This window comes from Rhodococcus sp. A14, from assembly GCF_011603105.1.
Classification (GTDB): Bacteria; Actinomycetota; Actinomycetes; order Mycobacteriales; family Mycobacteriaceae; genus Rhodococcus_F; species Rhodococcus_F opacus.
Genome location: NZ_JAAOQS010000023.1, coordinates 19,525 through 37,331, shown reverse-complemented (window position 1 = coordinate 37,331; position 17,807 = coordinate 19,525). Strand labels below are relative to the sequence as shown.

Genomic DNA, 17,807 nt, shown 5'->3' with positions numbered 1-17,807 from the left:
CGTCGGACGGGTGACCACGCTCCCGCGCTTCAGGCTTCGATCTGCCGCCGGAATCTTCTGCGGGACGGTGGTGGCGAGCGCGCTCGCCGGGGTGTTGTGGGGAGTCCTCGCACCGCCCGAGCACCTGCTGGTGGTCGCCCCCGACCGTGGGGTGTCGCTGACAGGGGAGAGCCTGCACCGGTTCGACGCGATCGGGATGTTCGCCTGCGCGGGCCTGGTGGTCGGCATCCTCACCGCGGTCGCGGCGTGGACGGCGCGGACGAGTCGCGGCCCGGTGGCGCTGGGCGCGGTCCTGGCAGGCAGTGTGGTCGGGGCCGGGGTGATGGCGCTCGGTGGAATCGGCGTGGCTGCGCTGCGGTTCCCCGACCCCGACACCTCGACCGCAGGCACCGTCGTGGCGGTCGCGCCGGGAATCGGAACCCTGCTGGTGCTGATCTTCCAGCCCCTCGTCGCCTGCGCGGTGACGTTGGTGCTCGCCGCGCTCAACCCGTACGACGATCTCGGTGTCAGCGATCCCCCGGTCGAACTCGACGAGCCGGAGGAGCGCGACGCGTCCGTTACCTCGTGACCGAGGTCCGCATCCGTACGTCACCGAGGAGGCGCCCGCTGGCGAGAGCGCCGATGCGGCGGGTCGCGAACCGGGTGCTGACCGACGACACCCAGTTCATCAGCCCGGAGACGACGCTCGGCGGGGTGCTGCGCCGGTCCAGGGCACGCAGCGCTGTCGTGACCACCTGATCCGCGGTCTGCATGCGGCCGACGGCGGCGTCCTCGGAGCCGACGACGTCGAAGAACTCGGTGCGGGTGGGGCCCGGGCAGACGGCGAGCACGGTGAGGCCCGTGCCTCGCGCCTCGGCCCACAACGCCTCCGTGAAATTGAGGACGAACGCCTTCGTCGCCCCGTAGACGGCCATGCCCGGAGTCGGCTGGAACGCTGCGGTGCTCGCGACGTTCACGAGTGCGCCGCGTCCCCGGAGCAGGTCGGGCAGGAACGTGTGCGACAGCTCGACGAGGGTGGTGACGTTGAGCTGGATCTCGGAGGTGAGGCGCTCCAGGTCGGCGGAAGCGAAATCTCCGTGCGTTCCGAATCCCGCGTTGTTGATCAGTGAGTCGACGCGGATGTCGCGGGCGGTGAGTTCGCTGCGCAACCGCTCGCCGGCACCTTGTGTCGCGAGGTCGAACGGGAGCACGGTGACCGACACGTGGTGCGCGGCGCGGAGTTCGGTGGCGAGTTGTTCGAGGCGGTCGGCGCGGCGGGCGACGAGGACGAGATCTGCTCCCCGCTCGGCGAACCGGCGGGCGAATTCGACGCCGAGGCCCGCGCTCGCGCCGGTGATGAGGACGGTGGTTCCGGATATGTCGAAGGACATGTCTGCTCCTAGCGGTGGGGTGCCTCGAATGTAGTCAGTGTCATCTATGTAGGCAATGACAACATTTTGCTAGGCTGGCGGCATGTCCGTCGCCGAACAGCCCTACCACCACGGGAGTCTTCGTCGGGTGCTGCTCGCGCGCGCCGAGAGCACGCTCGAGAAGGACGGTGTCGACGGACTCTCCCTCCGGCAGCTCGCTCGTGAGGCCGGGGTCAGTCACGCCGCACCCAGCAAGCACTTCCGGGACCGTCAGGCGCTGCTCGACGCACTCGCGGAGTCCGGTTTCCTGCGCCTCACCGCCGCTCTCGAACGCGCGGTCGAGGAGGCGGAACCCCACGCCCGGGCCCGCTTCGCCGCGCTCGCCGGCGCCTACGTGAGCTTCGCGCTCGAGCATCGCGAGTTGCTGGCCCTGATGTACGGCAACAAGCACGCGCCCGGAGCCGCCTCCCAGGTCGTGGAGGCCGGCCACGCCTCGATGGACCTGACGGTCCGTATCGTCACCGAGGCCCAGGCCGCGGGCGACATCGGACCCGGGGACGCGTCGCGCATCGCCCTCATCGCGTTCGCGACGTTCCACGGGATCGCGACCCTGGCCGCCGGCGGAATGCTCGACGGCGCGCCGGTGGACGAAGTCGTCACCGCCGCATCGGACACGTTCTGGCGGGGTCTCGCCCAGGCGTGAGTCCGACGCCCTGACGTGTGGAGGCGGCCTGACGCGCGGGGTCAGCTCGGCGGTCGAAGCGCCGCGAACTCGTCCGTCACCCGCAGCGTGGAGTCGGTGAACCGGTAGAGCGCGGCCGGGCGCCCACCGGTGCGGCCCGACGGTGCCGTGTTCCCGGTAGGAGTCAGCACCCCACGTCGTCCGAGGACGCGCTGGAGATTGGTCGCATCCACCTGGTACCCGAGTGCGGCGCAGTAGATCTCACGCAGCGTCGACATGGAGAACTCGTCGGGGGCCAAACCGAACGCGATGTTGGTGTAGGAGAGCTTGGCCGCGAGGCGGGTCCGGGCGTGCCGGACGACGGTGCCGTGGTCGAACGCCATCTCGGGGAGCGCGGACACCGGGTGCCACGCGGTGTCCGGCGGCAGCTGCGGGTCGGCGGGGAGGGGCACGAGCCCGAGGAAGGTCGACGCGATGGTGCGCGGGCCCGGCACTCGATGCGGATCGCTGAACACCGACAGCTGCTCGAGGTGGGAGACCTCCTGCACGTCCACCTTCTCGGCCAGCTGGCGTCGCGCGGACGTGGTGAGGTCCTCGTTCTCGTGGAGCAGTCCGCCGGGTAGGGACCAGGCGCCCGCCTGGGGATCGAGGGCCCGTTGCCACAGCAGCACGGCGAGCTCACCGGTGCCCGCCGCGTGACGCGCATCACCGCCTTGACCTGCGGTGATGTGGTCGGGGAAGTGGCGAACCTGGAACACCGCGGTAAGCACTTCATGCGTGGTGTTACTATTGGGCATGTTTTCGATCCTAAGTCGAAAACCTCGATTGCGGAAATTCGGGCCAGCCCGCCCGAGTTCACGGTGAAGGAGCAAGCCATGACGACCACGACGTTGTGGGCGGGTACCAACCCGCAGATTCAGGACGGTCCCGGCGGTTACGCGGGCGTCGAGGCGAGCGAAGAGTGGGCTGCCGAGATCAAACGGCTGGCACGTGAGCGGGGAGCGACCCTCCTTGCGCACAACTACCAGTTGCCCGCCATCCAGGACGTGGCCGACCACGTAGGCGACTCCCTGGCACTCTCGCGCATCGCCGCCGAAGCCCCCGAGGACACCATCGTGTTCTGCGGCGTGCACTTCATGGCCGAGACCGCGAAGATCCTCAGCCCCGCCAAGACCGTCCTGATCCCGGACGAGCGCGCGGGCTGCTCGCTCGCCGACTCGATCAACGCCGATCAGCTGCGGGAGTGGAAGGCGGAATTCCCCGACGCCGTCGTCGTGTCGTACGTCAACACCACCGCCGAGGTGAAGGGTCTGACGGACATCTGCTGCACGTCGTCCAACGCCGTCGACGTGGTCGCGTCGATCGACCCCGACCGTGAGGTCCTGTTCCTTCCCGACCAGTTCCTCGGCGCACACGTCAAGCGCGTCACCGGCCGGAAGAACATGCAGATCTGGGCGGGTGAGTGCCACGTCCACGCCGGCATCAACGGCGACGAACTCACCGCGCAGGCCAAGGCGCACCCCGGTGCCGAACTGTTCGTGCACCCCGAATGCGGTTGCGCCACCTCGGCTCTCTACCTGGCCGGCGAAGGGTTCGTGCCCGAGGACAAGGTGAAGATCCTCTCGACGGGCGGCATGCTCGACGCCGCCCGCGCGACCGGGGCGAAGCAGGTTCTCGTGGCCACCGAGGTCGGGATGCTGCACCAGCTGCGCAAGGCTGCGCCGGAGGTCGACTTCCAGGCCGTCAACGACCGCGCGTCCTGCCCGTACATGAAGATGATCACTCCCGCGGCCCTGCTCCGCTGCCTGCTCGAGGGCAAGGACGAGGTTCACGTCGATCTCGAGACCGCAGAGCGTGCCCGCAAGTCGGTGCAGCGCATGATCGAGATCGGAAACCCGGGCGGCGGCGAGTGAGCAGCCCGGCCCGGGGGATTTCCTGGGAAGAGCACGCCGACCTCGTGGTGGTGGGCGGTGGTGTGGCCGGACTGACGGCCGCACGCACCGCCTCGCTGCGCGGACTGACCGTGCTCACCGTCAGCAAGGGCGGGGTGACGGACACCGCGACGCAGTACGCGCAGGGTGGTATCGCGGTGGTGGGTGACGCCCTCACCGATTCGGTGGCCTCGCACGTCGCCGACACGTGCGAGGCCGGGGTGGGCCTGTGCGACGAGGACGCCGTGCGGTCGATCGTGGCGGGCGGCCGTGATGCCGTGGCCGCGTTGACCGATCTGGGCGCGGTGTTCGACCGCGGCCGCGACGGCGCCGTCTCGCGCACCCGCGAGGGCGGCCACAGCACCCGGCGGATCATTCACGCCGGCGGGGACGCCACGGGCGCGGAGGTGCAGCGCGCTCTGGGTGCCGCCGGCCTTCCGGTCCTGTTCGACAGTTGCGCCGTACGGGTGCTCACCGATGCGCGCGGCGTCACCGGCGTGCTCGTGGATTCGCCGCGCGGACTCGGCGTCGTCCACACACCGGCCGTCCTCCTGGCGACCGGCGGACTCGGGCAGCTGTACGCCTGCAGTACCAACCCGCCCGGAGCGACCGCGGACGGCATCTCTCTCGCGCTCGACGCGGGCGCAGCCGTCGCCGATCTCGAGTTCGTGCAGTTCCACCCGACCGTCCTGTTCACTCCCGGCGGTCTCGGACGGCGTCCGCTGATCAGCGAGGCCGTCCGCGGCGAGGGCGCGATCCTCGTAGACGCCAACGGCGATTCGGTGACCGCGGGTGTGCATCCGCGCGGCGACCTCGCCCCCCGCGACGTCGTGTCGCGGGCGATCGCGTCGAGGCTCCGGGACCTGGGTCACGACCACGTCTACCTCGACGCGCGTCACCTGTCCGGGTTCGCGCAGCGGTTCCCGACCGTGACGGCGTCGTGCCTGGAAGCCGGGATCGACCCGCGCGAACAGCTGATCCCGGTCGCGCCCGCCGCGCACTACTCGTGCGGCGGAGTGGTCACCGACGTCGACGGACGCACCGCAGTCCCCGGTCTCTACGCAGCGGGAGAGGTGGCCCGCACGGGGCTGCACGGAGCGAACCGGCTGGCCTCCAACAGTCTCCTCGAGGGCCTGGTGGTCGGCGAGCGGGTCGGCGGCGCGGCCGTCGACCGCGCCGGCCTCCGCGTCGAGGCAACCGCCCCCGAGCAGCGTGCCCTGCCGTCCGCACCGCGGGAGCTGGTGCAGCAGTTGATGACCGGCAACGCCTCCGTCGTCCGGGACGGTGCCGGCCTCGAGGCGGTGGCCGCCGCCCTCGCCGGCGCGCCGCGCACGGTGCCCGAGGGGGAGACCGCGCTCGAAGACGCCGCGTTGACCCTGACGGCGTCCGCGCTGGTACTCGCGGCCGCCGCGCGGACCGAAAGTCGTGGTTGCCACACCCGCAGCGACTACCCGCAGACGTCCGACGAGTGGCGCCGCAGCACGCATGTACGCCTCCGTGACGGCGAACTCGAGCTTCTCGAACCCCAACTGACAGGAGTGCTGTGATGTCCGACCATGTCCTTCCCGACGGTCTGGACGCGGCCGAGGTGCGTGCGCTCGTGCGTCTCGCCCTGGACGAGGACCTGCGGTACGGACCGGACGTGACGTCGTCGTCCACGGTCCCGGCGGACGCGGTGGCGAAGGCGTCCGTGGTCTCCCGTGCGCACGGCACCGTCGCCGGCCTCGACGTGGGACTGCTGGTGCTCGACGAGGTGATCGGGGCGGGCCGCTACCAGATTCTCGACCGGGTCGCCGACGGCGCCCGCGTCGTGCCGGGCCAGGCCGTGCTGACGGTCACCGCGCCCACGCAGGGGCTGCTCACCGCGGAGCGGACGATGCTCAACCTGGTGTGCCACCTGTCCGGCATCGCCACCGCGACGTCCGCCTGGGTGGACGCGGTCGAGGGCACCGGGGCGAAGATCCGGGACAGTCGCAAGACGCTGCCGGGACTGCGCGGCTTGCAGAAGTACGCCGTGCGGGTGGGCGGCGGCGTCAATCACCGCATGGGCCTCGGCGACGCGGCACTGATCAAGGACAACCACGTCGCGGCCGCCGGTTCGGTGGTGGCGGCGCTGCGGGCGGTGCGCGCGGCGGCACCGGACATCGAGTGCGAGGTGGAAGTCGACAGCCTCGAGCAGCTCGACGAGGTGCTGGCCGAGAACGTCGAACTGGTGCTGCTCGACAACTTCCCGCTGTGGCAGACGCAGATCGCGGTGCAACGCCGCGACGCGAACGCCCCCGGCACCAAGCTGGAGTCGTCGGGCGGACTCACGCTGGACGTCGCGGCCGAGTACGCCGGGACCGGAGTCGACTACCTCGCGGTCGGCGCGCTCACCCATTCCGTCACCGTGCTGGATCTCGGCCTCGACATGTGAACCCACCCGTGAGTACTTCTCAACCGCCCGCGGTTGAGAAGTACTCACGGGTCAGACGGCGCGGCGGACTGTCGCCAGGAATGTGGCCGCGACGAAGAACAATCCGGAGAACGTCCGGTTGGTGGCGCGCTGCTGGCGTGGTGACCGCATCAGCCGCAGGACCTTCGACGCCAGCCCGGTGTATCCGGTCATGACGACGACGTCGACCGCGATCATGGTGGCGGCGATGATCAGGTACTGGGGGAGCAGGGGCGCCGACGGGGTGATGAATTGCGGGAGCACCGCGAGCATGAAGACGACGGCCTTCGGGTTGCTGGCATTGACCAGGAACCCGCGCAGGGTCATCGCGGGCCCGCTGGTCTCGGCGACCTCGCCGTCGACGCCGGACACATCGGTCGCATTCGCCCGCCACTGGCGGATGCCGAGATACACCAGGTAGGCGACGCCGAACCACTTGATCACCGTGAACGCGAGGGTCGAGTTCGCGAGCAGCGCCCCGAGTCCGGCGGCGACCACCGCGATCTGCAGCAGCAACCCCAGCTGCAGACCCGCGATGTTCCAGTAGCCGCGTCGGAGCCCGAACCGCATCCCCGTGGCCATCGACGCGATCGCGCCGGCCCCCGGGGACAGACTGATCACGCACGAGGCCCCGAGCACTGCACACCACATCTGCCACGACACCAGGTGATGGTACGTCGCGCCCCGGGCGGTACTCGTTCTACGGGGGATCGATACAGCTGAGGGGCGGATCCACGAGGGAACAGAGTGCGGCAGGGCGTTCGGGTCCGTAGCCGGGCGGGAGACCGTTCGCGACGAGGTCCCGGTAGGTGGTCACCGCTTCGGTCGGTCGCCGGGTGAGGGAGGGGTCGGTCAGCGCGTCGACGGTGAACAGACCGAACCGGGGACGGTACGTGCCCCACTCGTAGTTGTCGGTGATCGACCAGTAGTTGTATCCGATCACCGGGGCGCCGTCCGCCCGCGCCCGCTCCAGCCAGTAGACGTGATCGCGGAGATGATCGGACCGGGTGTAGCCGTCCGGGCGCGGTTTTCCGTCGTCGGTGGGCATGCCGTTCTCCACGACGTACAGCGGTAGTCCCGGGAATTTGCGGGTGTACCGCATCAGGGCGTGGTAGATGCCGTCCGGTTGGGGGCTGATGTCGTAGAAGGCGTCGGTGACCGCATTGGCCGCGGTGACGTTGTCGGGGGAGAGGCCGTAGTAGTAGTCGACGCCGAGGAAGTCGAGCTTGTCGCGGACCCGGTCGACGAAGGTGGCGTCGAGCGCGTCCATGGCGGCCGGGACGTACGCGAGGTTGCTGCTCACCCGGGCGCCCGGGTCGTTCTCGTGGATCAGGTCGTAGGCGCGGCGGTGGACCTCCACGAGCCGGTCGAGCATCTGCGGGACCCGGTCGGGGCCGACACCGCCGAACGTCAGCTCCTTCTGCACGTACACGGTCGGTTCGTTGATCGTGATCCAGAGCGCGCCGAGACCGGAATAGCGCTCGATCACCCTCTGCGCGTTCGCGAGCCAGTCGTCGACGGTGTCCGGGTTCGTCCACCCACCCTGATCGGCGACCCACCCCGGATACACCCAGTGGTCGAGCGTGATCATCGGGGTCATCCCGCGGCTGGTGATCTCGCGGACGACGTCGTCGTAGTACCGCAGTTCGGTCTCGTCCCACACGCCCGGGGCGGGCTGCACGCGGGCCCATTCGACGCCGAACCGGAAGACGTCGACACCCAGGTCCGCGGCGCGGGCGATGTCCTCGGTGTACCGGTGACGGAAGTCGACCGAGTTGCCGATCGCGTCGTGGGTCCGCCCCGAGTCGGAATACCGCCGCCAGTTGCTGTCCGGTGAGGAACCCTCCGATTGGAACCCGGACGTTGCCACGCCCCACAGGAAGTCGTCGGGGAGAGGGGCGGCGTGCGCCGCGGTGGCGGGCGCCAGCAAGCACAGCAGGACCGCGCCGGCGCCCAGGAGTCGCGAGGGAGTCCGCATCGGCCGAAGAGTAGCGGAAACGCTGTCCCGACTGCGCCGATTGGGGGATACTGATGAGTAGGACTACCCGCCAGTAGGAGGCGCGTCATGGTCGACACCTCAGCTCCGAAGGTCACCGAAGAAGAAGCACGAGCGGTCGCGGAGGAGGCGAGGGAATCCGGCTGGGACAAACCCTCCTTCGCGAAAGAACTGTTTCTGGGACGGTTCCGGCTGGATCTGGTTCATCCCTTCCCCCGCCCGGCTACCGAGGACGCCGCGAAGGCCGAGGAATTCCTCACCCGCCTCCGCGCCCACTGCGAGGAGATGGACGGCAGCGTCATCGAATCCCAGTCGCGCATTCCCGACGAATACGTCCGCGGCCTCGCCGACCTCGGCTGCTTCGGCCTGAAGATCTCGGAGGAGTACGGCGGCCTCGGACTCTCGCAGGTCGCGTACAACCGGGCGTTGATGCTCGTCGCGTCGGTGCATCCGAGCCTGGGAGCGCTGCTGTCGGCTCACCAGTCGATCGGCGTCCCCGAACCACTCAAGCTGGCAGGCACCCCCGAGCAGAAGCGCGAGTTCCTGCCGCGCTGCGCACGCGGAGCTATCTCCGCGTTCCTCCTCACCGAACCGGACGTCGGTTCCGACCCCGCGCGCCTGGCGTCCTCCGCGACCCCGATCGAGGGCGGTGCCGCCTACGAACTCGACGGCGTGAAGCTGTGGACGACCAACGGCGTCGTCGCCGAACTGCTCGTCGTCATGGCGCGGGTACCCAAGAGCGAAGGTCACCGCGGCGGCATCTCCGCGTTCGTGGTCGAGGCCGACACCCCGGGCATCACCGTCGAACGACGCAACGCGTTCATGGGACTGCGGGGGATCGAGAACGGCGTCACCCGGATGTACAAGGTCCGCGTTCCCCGCGAGAACCTGATCGGCCGGGAAGGTGACGGACTCAAGATCGCGCTCACCACCCTCAACGCGGGCAGGCTGGCGATTCCGGCGATGTGCGCCGGGGCCGGGAAGTGGTCGCTGAAGATCGCCCGCGAATGGTCCGGGGTACGGGTCCAGTGGGGCAAGCCCATCGCCGAGCACACGGCCGTCGCCAACAAACTGTCGTTCATGGCCGCGACCACCTATGCCCTCGAGGCCGTGGTGGACCTGTCGGCGCAGATGAACGACGAGGGTCGCAACGACATCCGGATCGAGGCGGCGCTCGCCAAGCTGTGGTCGTCCGAGATGGCCTGCGTCATCTCCGACGAGCTGATCCAGGTCCGCGGCGGTCGCGGATACGAGACGGCGGCGTCGCTGGCCGCCCGCGGTGAACGCGCGGTGCCGGTGGAACAGCTGGACCGCGACCTGCGCATCAACCGGATCTTCGAGGGTTCGAGCGAGATCATGCGGCTACTGGTCGCGCGCGAGGCCGTGGACGCGCACCTCACGGCCGCGGGCGATCTCGCGGACCCGCACGCCGACACGGGTGCGAAGGCCCGCGCGGCCGCCAAGGCGAGTGGGTTCTACGCGAAGTGGCTGCCGCAACTCGTGGCAGGCAAGGGGCAGGTGCCGACGTCCTACAGCGAATTCGGTGTCCTGGCCAAGCACCTGCGGTTCGTCGAACGGCACTCCCGCAAGCTGGCCCGCTCCACGTTCTACGGGATGGCCCGGTGGCAGGCGGCGCTGGAGAAGCAGCAGGGCTTCCTCGGCCGGGTCGTCGACATCGGCGCCGAACTGTTCGCGATGTCCGCCACGTGCGTCAAGGCGGAGATGCAACGCGAGGAGAACGAAGCCGAGGGCGCGGCCGCCTACGAACTCGCCGACGTGTTCTGCCGGCAGGCGGCGCTGCGGGTCGAGAAGCTGTTCGACGGTCTGTGGCACAACACCGACGACGTGGACAAGCAGGTTGCGCACTCGATCCTCGAGGGACGTTATGCGTGGCTGGAGCGGGGAGTGGTCGACCCCAGCGAAGGCACCGGTCCGTGGATCACCGAGTGGACCCCCGGCGCGTCCACCGAGGAGAACCTGGCGAGGAGGTTCCTGCACTCCACCCGCCTCTAGGCCGTCCGGTTCCCCGCCACGGCTCGGCGGTACCCTCCGAGGAGACGCGCACACCAGCGTGGCACCCGCCTGCGTTCTCGGACGCGGGCGGGACGAGCCGAGGGACCACCAGTGCGCAGCTTCATGTGTCGTAAATGCGGCCAACGACTGTCGTTCGAGAACAGTCTCTGCCTGAAATGCGACAGCGCTCTGGGATTCCACCTGCCGAGCCGGTCCATCGTCGTCCTCGACGGCGCGGACCGGGCGGTGGCGGATGGCGCGGACCGCGCGGTGGTGGACGGCGCGGACCGCGCGGTGGTGGACGGCGAGACCTGGGTGCGGTGCGCGAATGCCGGCCCGGCGAAGTGCAACTGGCTCGTCCGGAAAGACGACGTCCAGAGCCTGTGCACGTCGTGCCGGCTGACGCGGACGCGTCCCGCGGACGGTGACGACGCGGGCATGGCCGCGTTCGCGACCGCCGAGACCAACAAGAGGCGGGTCGTTCTCGAACTCGACGAACTCGGTCTCCCGATCGTCCCCAAGTTCGAGGACCCGGACACCGGGCTGGCCTTCGACCTGCTGTCGAGCGCACGGACCCGGGTGGTGACCGGGCACGCCGGCGGGGTGATCACCCTCGACCTGGCCGAGGGCGACGACGTGCACCGGGAACAGCTGCGCGTCGAGATGGACGAGCCCTATCGCACGCTCGTCGGCCATTTCCGGCACGAGATCGGGCACTACTACCAGTTGATGCTGATCCGGGGCGACGCCGAGCGCACCCGATTCGAGGACCTGTTCGGGGATCCGGACCAGGACTACCAGGCCGCGCTGAAACGTCACTACAGCGAGGGCGCGCCGAAGGGCTGGGGCCGGCTCTACGTGTCGTCCTACGCCACGATGCACCCCGCCGAGGACTGGGCGGAGACCTTCGCGCACTACCTACACATTCGTGACGCCCTGGACACCGCGGCAGCCTTCGCGATGGCGCCCGCCGGAGCGACGACGGGCAGCGAACTCAGCGGTGACGTGGGGTTCGACCAGATCATCGACTGGTGGCTGCCGCTGTCGTGGGCGCTGAACCAGATGAACAGGTCGATGGGCCACCACGACCTGTATCCGTTCGTGCTACCGGCCGCGGTGCTGGAGAAGATGCGGTTCATCCACTCACTGATCCAGCCCGCCCCGGTGTGGGACGAGCCGGCACCGGTGTCGACGGAAACCCGGTCGGCCGCCGACCGGTGAAAACGGGGTGCGCCTATCCTGGATAATCGGTGTCGAGCCCTGTTCTTCGCAGAACAGTCCGCTCGTCCGAGACACCGTGTCCCGACAGTCGCAGAGAGGACCTCTCATGCTCGCCCGCACCGACCTTCGTGGTCGTACCCCTTCCACGGCCGAACTTCGCGCCGCACTTCCTCGAGGTGGAGTGGATGTGGACGCGGTCCTGCATCAGGTTCGCCCCGTCGTCGAGGCGGTCCGGGAGCGCGGCGCCGACGCGGCGCTCGAGTTCAGCGAGAAGTTCGACGGCGTCCGTCCCGCGCAGGTGCGGGTGCCGCAGTCCGAGTTGGACCGCGCGCTCGGCGAACTCGATCCGGCCGTCCGCGCCGCCCTCGAGGTCGCGATCGAACGCACCCGCAAGGTCCACGCCGACCAGCGTCGCACCGACACCACCACCGAGGTCGTCCCGGGTGGCACCGTCACCGAACGGTGGGTGCCCGTCGACCGTGTCGGGTTGTACGTCCCCGGCGGCAACGCCGTCTACCCGTCCAGCGTCGTGATGAACGTGGTCCCGGCGCAGGCCGCCGGTGTCCGGTCCCTCGTGGTGGCGTCGCCGCCGCAGTCGGAGTTCGGTGGTCTGCCGCACCCGACCATCCTCGCCGCGGCCGCCCTTCTGGGCGTCGACGAGGTGTGGGCCGTCGGCGGCGGACAGGCCGTCGCCCTGCTCACCTACGGCGGCACCGACACGAACGGCGCCGAACTCGCCCCCGTCGACCTCATCACCGGCCCCGGCAACATCTACGTCACTGCCGCCAAGCGCCTCTGCCGTGGCCTCGTCGGCATCGACGCCGAGGCGGGCCCCACCGAGATCGCGATCCTCGCCGACCACACGGCCGACCCGGTGCACGTCGCGGCGGACATGATCAGCCAGGCCGAGCACGACGTGATGGCCGCGAGCGTGCTCGTCACCTCCAGCGTCGAACTCGCCGACGCCGTCGACACGGCGCTGGCCGCGCAGCTCGAGATCACCAAGCACAAGGAGCGCGTCACCGCCGCGCTGTCCGGCACGCAGTCGGGCACCGTCCTGGTCTCCGACGTCGAGGCCGGACTGCGGGTGGTCAACGCGTACGCCGCCGAGCACCTCGAGATCCAGACCGAGAACGCCACCGCCGTCGCCGCGAAGGTGACCAGTGCGGGTGCGGTGTTCGTCGGCCCGTGGGCGCCGGTCAGCCTCGGCGACTACTGCGCCGGGTCCAACCACGTCCTGCCCACCGCGGGCTGCGCCCGGCACTCCTCGGGCCTGAGTGTGCAGACGTTCCTGCGCGGCATCCACGTCGTCGACTACTCCGAATCCGCGCTGAAGGAGGCCTCCGGCCACGTCATCACCCTCGCGAACGCCGAGGACCTGCCCGCACACGGTGAGGCCGTGCGGCTGCGGTTCGAGGCGCTGCGGTGACCGCGGCGAACGTGCCGGGTTCGTCGATCGGGGTGGACGCCCTGCCGATCCGGGAGAATCTGCGTGGCAAGTCGGCATACGGGGCGCCGCAGCTGACCGTCCCGGTTCAGCTGAACACCAACGAGAATCCGCACCCGCCCACGAAGGCCCTCGTCGACGACGTCGCGGAGTCCGTGCGGGAGGCAGCGCGGGAACTGCACCGCTACCCGGACCGTGATGCGGTGGCTCTGCGCACCGACCTCGCCGCGTACCTCGTCCGCCAGACGGGGGTGCCGGTGACGGTCGACAACGTGTGGGCGGCCAACGGGTCCAACGAGATCCTGCAGCAGCTGCTGCAGGCGTTCGGCGGTCCCGGTCGCAGCGCGATGGGCTTCGTGCCGTCGTATTCGATGCACCCGATCATCGCGGACGGCACCGAAACCGAGTGGCTGCCGATCTTCCGGCGCGCGGACTTCGCGCTCGACGTGGACGCCGCGACCGCGGCGATCGCCGAGCGCAGGCCCGACGTCGTGTTCGTGACCAGTCCCAACAACCCGACCGGGCACAGCGTCGGCATCGCGGAACTGCGCCGGGTCCTCGACGCCGCACCGGGCGTCGTGATCGTCGACGAGGCGTACGCCGAATTCTCCGACGCCCCCAGCGCCCTGACGTTGATCGACGAGTACCCGTCGAAGCTCGTCGTGTCGCGGACGATGAGCAAGGCATTCGCGTTCGCCGGCGGCCGACTCGGATACCTCGCGGCCGCACCGGCATTCATCGAGGCGCTGCTCCTGGTCCGGCTGCCGTACCACCTGTCGGTGGTCACGCAGGCCGCTGCCCGCGCGGCGCTGCGGCACGCGAACGAGACGCTCGCCAGCGTGCACGCTCTCGCAACGGAGCGGGTGCGGGTGTCGAAGGCATTGGAGGACACGGGGTTCCGCGTCATCCCCAGCGACGCGAACTTCATCCTGTTCGGTGAGTTCACCGACAGTGCCCGCGCCTGGCAGGCCTATCTCGACCGCGGAGTGCTCATCCGGGACGTCGGCATCCCCGGATACCTGCGCGCCACCGTCGGGCTGGCCTCCGAGAACGACGCCTTCATCGTGGCGAGCGACGACATCGCGGCCACCGAACTCACCAGCTCAGGAGACCGAGGATGACCGACCGCATCGCCCGCGTGGAACGCACCACCAAGGAATCCAGCATCACCGTCGAACTGAACCTCGACGGCACCGGCATCGTCGACGTCTCCACCGGGGTCCCGTTCTTCGATCACATGCTGACCGCGCTCGGCTCCCACGCGAGTTTCGACCTCACCGTCCACGCGAAGGGCGACATCGAGATCGAGGCGCACCACACGGTGGAGGACACGTCGATCGTGCTCGGCCAGGCGCTCGGTCAGGCGCTCGGCGACAAGAAGGGCATCCGCCGGTTCGGTGACGCGTTCATCCCCATGGACGAGACGCTCGCCCACGCATCGGTCGACGTGTCCGGTCGTCCGTACTGCGTCCACACCGGCGAACCGGAACACCTGCTGCACGCCGTCATCGGCGGCTACCCGGGCGTGCCGTATGCGACGGTGATCAACCGGCACGTGTTCGAGTCGATCGCGCTCAACGCGCGGATCGCCCTCCACGTGCGGGTGCTCTACGGACGCGATCAGCACCACGTCACCGAGGCCGAGTTCAAGGCCGTCGCCCGCGCACTGCGCGAGGCGGTCGAACCGGATCCCCGCGTCACGGGTGTGCCGTCCACCAAGGGCAGCCTGTGATCCGGGCGCATTCGTGAGTGTCGTCCTCGTCTACGTCCTGTTCATCGCCGCGGGGATCGCGGCGGGCGGCGCGTACTCCATGTGGAAGTTCAACAAACTGGCCTCGGGCGTGCTGCTGGCACTGGCGGTGCTGGCAGCCGTGGCGGGCGTTCTCAGGTTGATGTAGTGCCCGTCGCAGTGGAGTCGCGCCGCGGCCTGCTCCGCACCCGCGGCATGCCCGCCGCGATGGTGATGGGCGCCGCGGCGTTCGGCGGCTGGGCGGTGCTGCTGCCCGTCGTTCCGCTGATCGTCTCGCTGTCCGGTGGCTCGGACACGCTCGCCGGCAGCGTCACGGCCGTGTTCATGGCCGCGACCGTCGTCACGCAACTCGGTGTGCCCCGGCTCCTGCGCAGGTGGGGGCATCGCTGGGTGCTCGCCGCCGGCTGCATGCTGCTCGGGCCGCCGTCGCTGCTCCTCCTGCTGTCCACCGAGGCGATCCCGGTGCTGGCCGTCTCGGCCGTCCGGGGATCGGGCTTCGGCATGCTCACCGTCGCCAGCAGTGCGCTGGTCGCCGAACTCGTTCCCCGCGAGATGCTCGGCCGCGCCACGGGTGCGCAGGGAATCGCGGTGGCCGCCGCGCAGATGGTCGGGCTGCCCGCGGGGCTCGCGATCATGCAGCACTGGTCCGCGACCCCCGTCTTCGTGATCGGCGCTCTCATTCCCGCTCTCGCGGTGGTCGCGATCACGCGCCTCCCCGCCATCCACGCTCCCGCGGATCGCACGTCGCAGGGCCGCATCCCGCTCGCCGTCCTGCTCACGCCGTGGCTCGCGATCGCGATCTCTGCGGCCGCATTCGGCGGTCTGTCCAGCCTGCTGCCCATCGCGATCTCGGAGCGAGCCTCGCTCGCCGGGGTGATCCTCGCTGTCTCGAGCGGTGCGACGCTGATCGGGCGATACGCCGCGGGATCGTTCTCCGACCGGCTGGGGGTGGGCCGCGCCCTGGTTCCCGCCCTGACGTTCGTGTGCCTCGGCCTGGTGCTGTTCGCCGTCGCGGCGGCGACGAGTGCGCCGGTGCCGCTGCTGGTGTGCGCGGCCCTGGCCTTCGGATTCGGATTCGGGGCGGTGCAGAACGAATCCCTCGTCATGATCTTCACCGCCGCGGGACCGGCTCGTTTCGGCTCGGCGAGCGCCGGCTGGAACATCGGGTTCGACGCCGGAACCGGTTTCGGTTCCCTCGCACTCGGAGCCGTTGCGTCGGCGGCCGGGTACTCCTGGGTGTTCGCGGTCGCGGCGACGGCCGTCGCGGTGGTCCCGGCCGCCGGGATGGTCGTCGGCCGCGCCCTCGGGCGTCGTGCGGCCGCCGGATAAGGTTGTGTCATGACCGTCTCCACGATTGCCGTCCTCGACTACGGCTCCGGCAACCTGCATTCGGCCACCCGCGCTCTGGCCCGGACCGGCGCGCGCGTCGAGGTCACATCCGATCACAAGGTCGCACTCGCGGCCGACGGTCTGGTCGTTCCCGGCGTCGGTGCCTTCGCCGCGTGCATGGAGGGACTGCGCGCGGTCCGCGGGGAGCGGATCATCGGTCAGCGTCTGGCAGGCGGACGGCCGGTCCTCGGGATCTGCGTCGGCATGCAGATCCTCTTCGAACGCGGAGTCGAGTTCGGCGTCGAGGCGGAAGGCTGCGGCGAATGGCCCGGCACCGTCGAACGGCTCCAGGCCGACGTGCTGCCGCACATGGGATGGAACACGGTCGAGGCGCCGGAGAACAGCACGCTGTTCGCCGGCATCGATCCCGACACCCGGTTCTACTTCGTCCACTCGTACGCGGCCCAGTCCTGGGACATGCCGACGCCGGAGCGGCTGGCGCCCCCGGCCCTGACGTGGGCCGACCACGGCGGCAAGTTCCTCGCCGCCGTCGAGAACGGCGCGCTGTCCGCCACCCAGTTCCACCCCGAGAAGTCCGGCGACGCGGGTGCCGAGCTGCTCCGGAACTGGGTTCGCAGTCTGTGACCGAACCCGGGGACGGGCGCGGCGACCTGTCGATCGGCAGGCTCGCGGTGTACGCGATGGGCGCCGCCACCGCGGTGCTGGTCCTCGCCACCGCGATCATTCTGGTCGTGAAACCGGGCCCCGTCCTCGGACTGATCGTCGGACTGCTCGGTGTCGCAGGCGCGATCGCGGCCATGGGCTACGTGTCGAAACGCATGACCCGCAACGCCTACGGTCCCGATCCCGAGGACCCGGAGCCGGGTTCCGACCGCTGAGCGACTAGGGTTGTCGCACGTGAGCCTGGTCCTTTTGCCTGCTGTAGATGTCGTCAACGGTGAAGCTGTTCGCCTCGTCCAGGGGGAGGCAGGAAGCGAGACCGGATACGGCTCGCCTCGTGATGCCGCCCTCGCGTGGCAGAACGACGGTGCCGAGTGGGTCCATATCGTCGACCTCGACGCCGCGTTCGGCCGCGGCTCCAACCGTGAACTCCTCGCCGACGTGGTGGGCGAGCTCGACGTCCAGGTGGAACTGTCCGGTGGGATCCGCGACGACGCGTCGCTCGAGGCCGCACTGGCCACGGGCTGCGGACGCGTCAACCTCGGTACCGCCGCCATCGAGAACCCCGAGTGGTGTGCCCGCGCCATCGCCAAGTACGGCGAGAAGATCGCCGTCGGTCTCGACGTGCGTCTCGTCGACGGTGAATACCAGCTCCGCGGCCGCGGCTGGGTCACCGAGGGCGGAAACCTGTGGGAGACCCTCGCCCGCCTCGACAAGGACGGCTGCTCCCGGTACGTCGTCACCGACGTCAGCAAGGACGGCACCCTCACCGGCCCCAATCTCGAACTCCTCGCGCAGGTCTGCGCTGCCACCGACGCTCCCGTCGTGGCCTCGGGCGGCGTGTCCACCATCGACGACCTCCGGGCGATCGCCGGACTCGTCGATCAGGGGGTCGAGGGATCCATCGTCGGCAAGGCGCTGTACGCGGGGCGGTTCACCCTCCCCGAGGCGCTCGCCGCGGTCTCGGGCTGAGT

General features: G+C 69.9%; 19 protein-coding genes. 15 read left to right on the top strand and 4 right to left on the bottom strand.

Going from position 1 to position 17,807, the window contains the following annotated elements:
* Positions 1-10 precede the first annotated feature (10 nt).
* Complete coding sequence (locus G9373_RS14835) at positions 11-568, top strand: DUF2567 domain-containing protein (RefSeq protein ID WP_054248067.1); 558 nt, start codon at positions 11-13, stop codon at positions 566-568.
* On the opposite strand, the gene G9373_RS14830 is transcribed toward G9373_RS14835, so the two are convergent.
* On the bottom strand, positions 558-1,370 hold the full coding sequence (locus G9373_RS14830) for an SDR family oxidoreductase (protein WP_065491639.1): 813 nt from the start codon (positions 1,368-1,370) through the stop codon (positions 558-560). The two genes, G9373_RS14835 and G9373_RS14830, sit on opposite strands and share 11 nt — an antisense overlap.
* A gap of 82 nt (positions 1,371-1,452) precedes the next feature.
* Here G9373_RS14830 and G9373_RS14825 point away from each other — a divergent pair, with 82 nt between their 5' ends.
* The gene (locus tag G9373_RS14825; protein WP_005568834.1) at positions 1,453-2,052 is read left to right on the top strand and encodes a TetR/AcrR family transcriptional regulator; all 600 of its coding nucleotides are present in this window, start codon (positions 1,453-1,455) and stop codon (positions 2,050-2,052) included.
* 41 nt (positions 2,053-2,093) lie between these two features.
* Here G9373_RS14825 and G9373_RS14820 read toward each other — a convergent pair whose 3' ends face one another.
* A complete protein-coding gene (locus tag G9373_RS14820) occupies positions 2,094-2,828 on the bottom strand; it encodes an NUDIX domain-containing protein (protein ID WP_007297405.1) in 735 nt (244 codons plus the stop codon).
* Between the two features lie 78 nt (positions 2,829-2,906).
* Here G9373_RS14820 and nadA point away from each other — a divergent pair, with 78 nt between their 5' ends.
* From nadA to nadC, 3 genes are read left to right on the top strand one after another with little or no spacing between them, the layout of a single operon-like run.
* On the top strand, positions 2,907-3,944 hold the full coding sequence (gene nadA / locus G9373_RS14815; protein WP_005260307.1) for a quinolinate synthase NadA: 1,038 nt from the start codon (positions 2,907-2,909) through the stop codon (positions 3,942-3,944).
* Complete coding sequence (locus tag G9373_RS14810; protein ID WP_064080633.1) at positions 3,941-5,509, top strand: L-aspartate oxidase; 1,569 nt, start codon at positions 3,941-3,943, stop codon at positions 5,507-5,509. Before nadA ends, G9373_RS14810 begins: the two co-directional genes overlap by 4 nt.
* Positions 5,509-6,378, top strand: coding sequence for a carboxylating nicotinate-nucleotide diphosphorylase (nadC, locus tag G9373_RS14805; protein WP_120660708.1), 870 nt, complete (start codon positions 5,509-5,511; stop codon positions 6,376-6,378). Before G9373_RS14810 ends, nadC begins: the two co-directional genes overlap by 1 nt.
* A 51-nt stretch (positions 6,379-6,429) precedes the next feature.
* Here the strand turns inward: nadC and G9373_RS14800 are convergent, their stop codons facing one another.
* Both G9373_RS14800 and G9373_RS14795 read right to left on the bottom strand, forming a co-directional pair.
* Positions 6,430-7,059: a LysE family transporter gene (locus G9373_RS14800; protein ID WP_005260313.1), complete on the bottom strand. Its 630-nt coding sequence runs from the start codon at positions 7,057-7,059 to the stop codon at positions 6,430-6,432.
* Between the two features lie 37 nt (positions 7,060-7,096).
* Positions 7,097-8,374: a family 1 glycosylhydrolase gene (locus G9373_RS14795; RefSeq protein WP_167115593.1), complete on the bottom strand. Its 1,278-nt coding sequence runs from the start codon at positions 8,372-8,374 to the stop codon at positions 7,097-7,099.
* Positions 8,375-8,461: 87 nt separating this feature from the next.
* On the opposite strand from G9373_RS14795, the gene G9373_RS14790 reads away from it, so the two are divergent.
* The 10 genes from G9373_RS14790 to priA all read left to right on the top strand — a co-directional run bounded on the left by G9373_RS14790 (position 8,462) and on the right by priA (position 17,805).
* Positions 8,462-10,405, top strand: a complete 1,944-nt coding sequence (locus G9373_RS14790; protein WP_005260317.1) for an acyl-CoA dehydrogenase family protein — start codon at positions 8,462-8,464, stop codon at positions 10,403-10,405.
* Positions 10,406-10,516: 111 nt separating this feature from the next.
* A complete protein-coding gene (locus tag G9373_RS14785; RefSeq protein WP_005564085.1) occupies positions 10,517-11,626 on the top strand; it encodes a putative zinc-binding metallopeptidase in 1,110 nt (369 codons plus the stop codon).
* A 106-nt stretch (positions 11,627-11,732) separates the two neighbouring features.
* Complete coding sequence (gene hisD, locus G9373_RS14780) at positions 11,733-13,055, top strand: histidinol dehydrogenase (protein ID WP_167115590.1); 1,323 nt, start codon at positions 11,733-11,735, stop codon at positions 13,053-13,055.
* Positions 13,052-14,194: a histidinol-phosphate transaminase gene (locus tag G9373_RS14775; RefSeq protein ID WP_005260322.1), complete on the top strand. Its 1,143-nt coding sequence runs from the start codon at positions 13,052-13,054 to the stop codon at positions 14,192-14,194. The genes hisD and G9373_RS14775 overlap by 4 nt, the downstream gene beginning before the upstream one ends.
* Positions 14,191-14,805: an imidazoleglycerol-phosphate dehydratase HisB gene (gene hisB, locus G9373_RS14770; protein WP_007297399.1), complete on the top strand. Its 615-nt coding sequence runs from the start codon at positions 14,191-14,193 to the stop codon at positions 14,803-14,805. The genes G9373_RS14775 and hisB overlap by 4 nt, the downstream gene beginning before the upstream one ends.
* Positions 14,806-14,818: 13 nt before the next feature.
* Positions 14,819-14,971: a hypothetical protein gene (locus G9373_RS14765; RefSeq protein ID WP_007297398.1), complete on the top strand. Its 153-nt coding sequence runs from the start codon at positions 14,819-14,821 to the stop codon at positions 14,969-14,971.
* Positions 14,971-16,152 (top strand): MFS transporter, encoded by a 1,182-nt coding sequence (locus tag G9373_RS14760; protein ID WP_005260329.1) that lies wholly within the window; start codon positions 14,971-14,973, stop codon positions 16,150-16,152. The genes G9373_RS14765 and G9373_RS14760 overlap by 1 nt, the downstream gene beginning before the upstream one ends.
* A gap of 9 nt (positions 16,153-16,161) precedes the next feature.
* The gene (hisH, locus tag G9373_RS14755; protein ID WP_005247515.1) at positions 16,162-16,797 is read left to right on the top strand and encodes an imidazole glycerol phosphate synthase subunit HisH; all 636 of its coding nucleotides are present in this window, start codon (positions 16,162-16,164) and stop codon (positions 16,795-16,797) included.
* Positions 16,794-17,051 (top strand): membrane protein, encoded by a 258-nt coding sequence (locus tag G9373_RS14750; RefSeq protein ID WP_005247513.1) that lies wholly within the window; start codon positions 16,794-16,796, stop codon positions 17,049-17,051. The genes hisH and G9373_RS14750 overlap by 4 nt, the downstream gene beginning before the upstream one ends.
* A 19-nt stretch (positions 17,052-17,070) precedes the next feature.
* Positions 17,071-17,805, top strand: coding sequence for a bifunctional 1-(5-phosphoribosyl)-5-((5-phosphoribosylamino)methylideneamino)imidazole-4-carboxamide isomerase/phosphoribosylanthranilate isomerase PriA (gene priA, locus G9373_RS14745; RefSeq protein ID WP_005247511.1), 735 nt, complete (start codon positions 17,071-17,073; stop codon positions 17,803-17,805).
* The last annotated feature ends 2 nt before the right edge of the window (positions 17,806-17,807 follow it).

Bases quoted from the DNA above. Each gene is read 5' to 3' on its own strand.
- hisD (WP_167115590.1), top strand. From the start codon at position 11,733: ATGCTCGCCCGCACCGACCTTCGTGGTCGTACCCCTTCCACGGCCGAA.
- G9373_RS14830 (WP_065491639.1), bottom strand. From the start codon at position 1,370: ATGTCCTTCGACATATCCGGAACCACCGTCCTCATCACCGGCGCGAGC.
- G9373_RS14790 (WP_005260317.1), top strand. From the start codon at position 8,462: ATGGTCGACACCTCAGCTCCGAAGGTCACCGAAGAAGAAGCACGAGCG.
- nadA (WP_005260307.1), top strand. From the start codon at position 2,907: ATGACGACCACGACGTTGTGGGCGGGTACCAACCCGCAGATTCAGGAC.
- G9373_RS14820 (WP_007297405.1), bottom strand. From the start codon at position 2,828: ATGCCCAATAGTAACACCACGCATGAAGTGCTTACCGCGGTGTTCCAG.
- nadC (WP_120660708.1), top strand. From the start codon at position 5,509: ATGTCCGACCATGTCCTTCCCGACGGTCTGGACGCGGCCGAGGTGCGT.
- hisB (WP_007297399.1), top strand. From the start codon at position 14,191: ATGACCGACCGCATCGCCCGCGTGGAACGCACCACCAAGGAATCCAGC.
- G9373_RS14825 (WP_005568834.1), top strand. From the start codon at position 1,453: ATGTCCGTCGCCGAACAGCCCTACCACCACGGGAGTCTTCGTCGGGTG.
- hisH (WP_005247515.1), top strand. From the start codon at position 16,162: ATGACCGTCTCCACGATTGCCGTCCTCGACTACGGCTCCGGCAACCTG.
- G9373_RS14795 (WP_167115593.1), bottom strand. From the start codon at position 8,374: ATGCGGACTCCCTCGCGACTCCTGGGCGCCGGCGCGGTCCTGCTGTGC.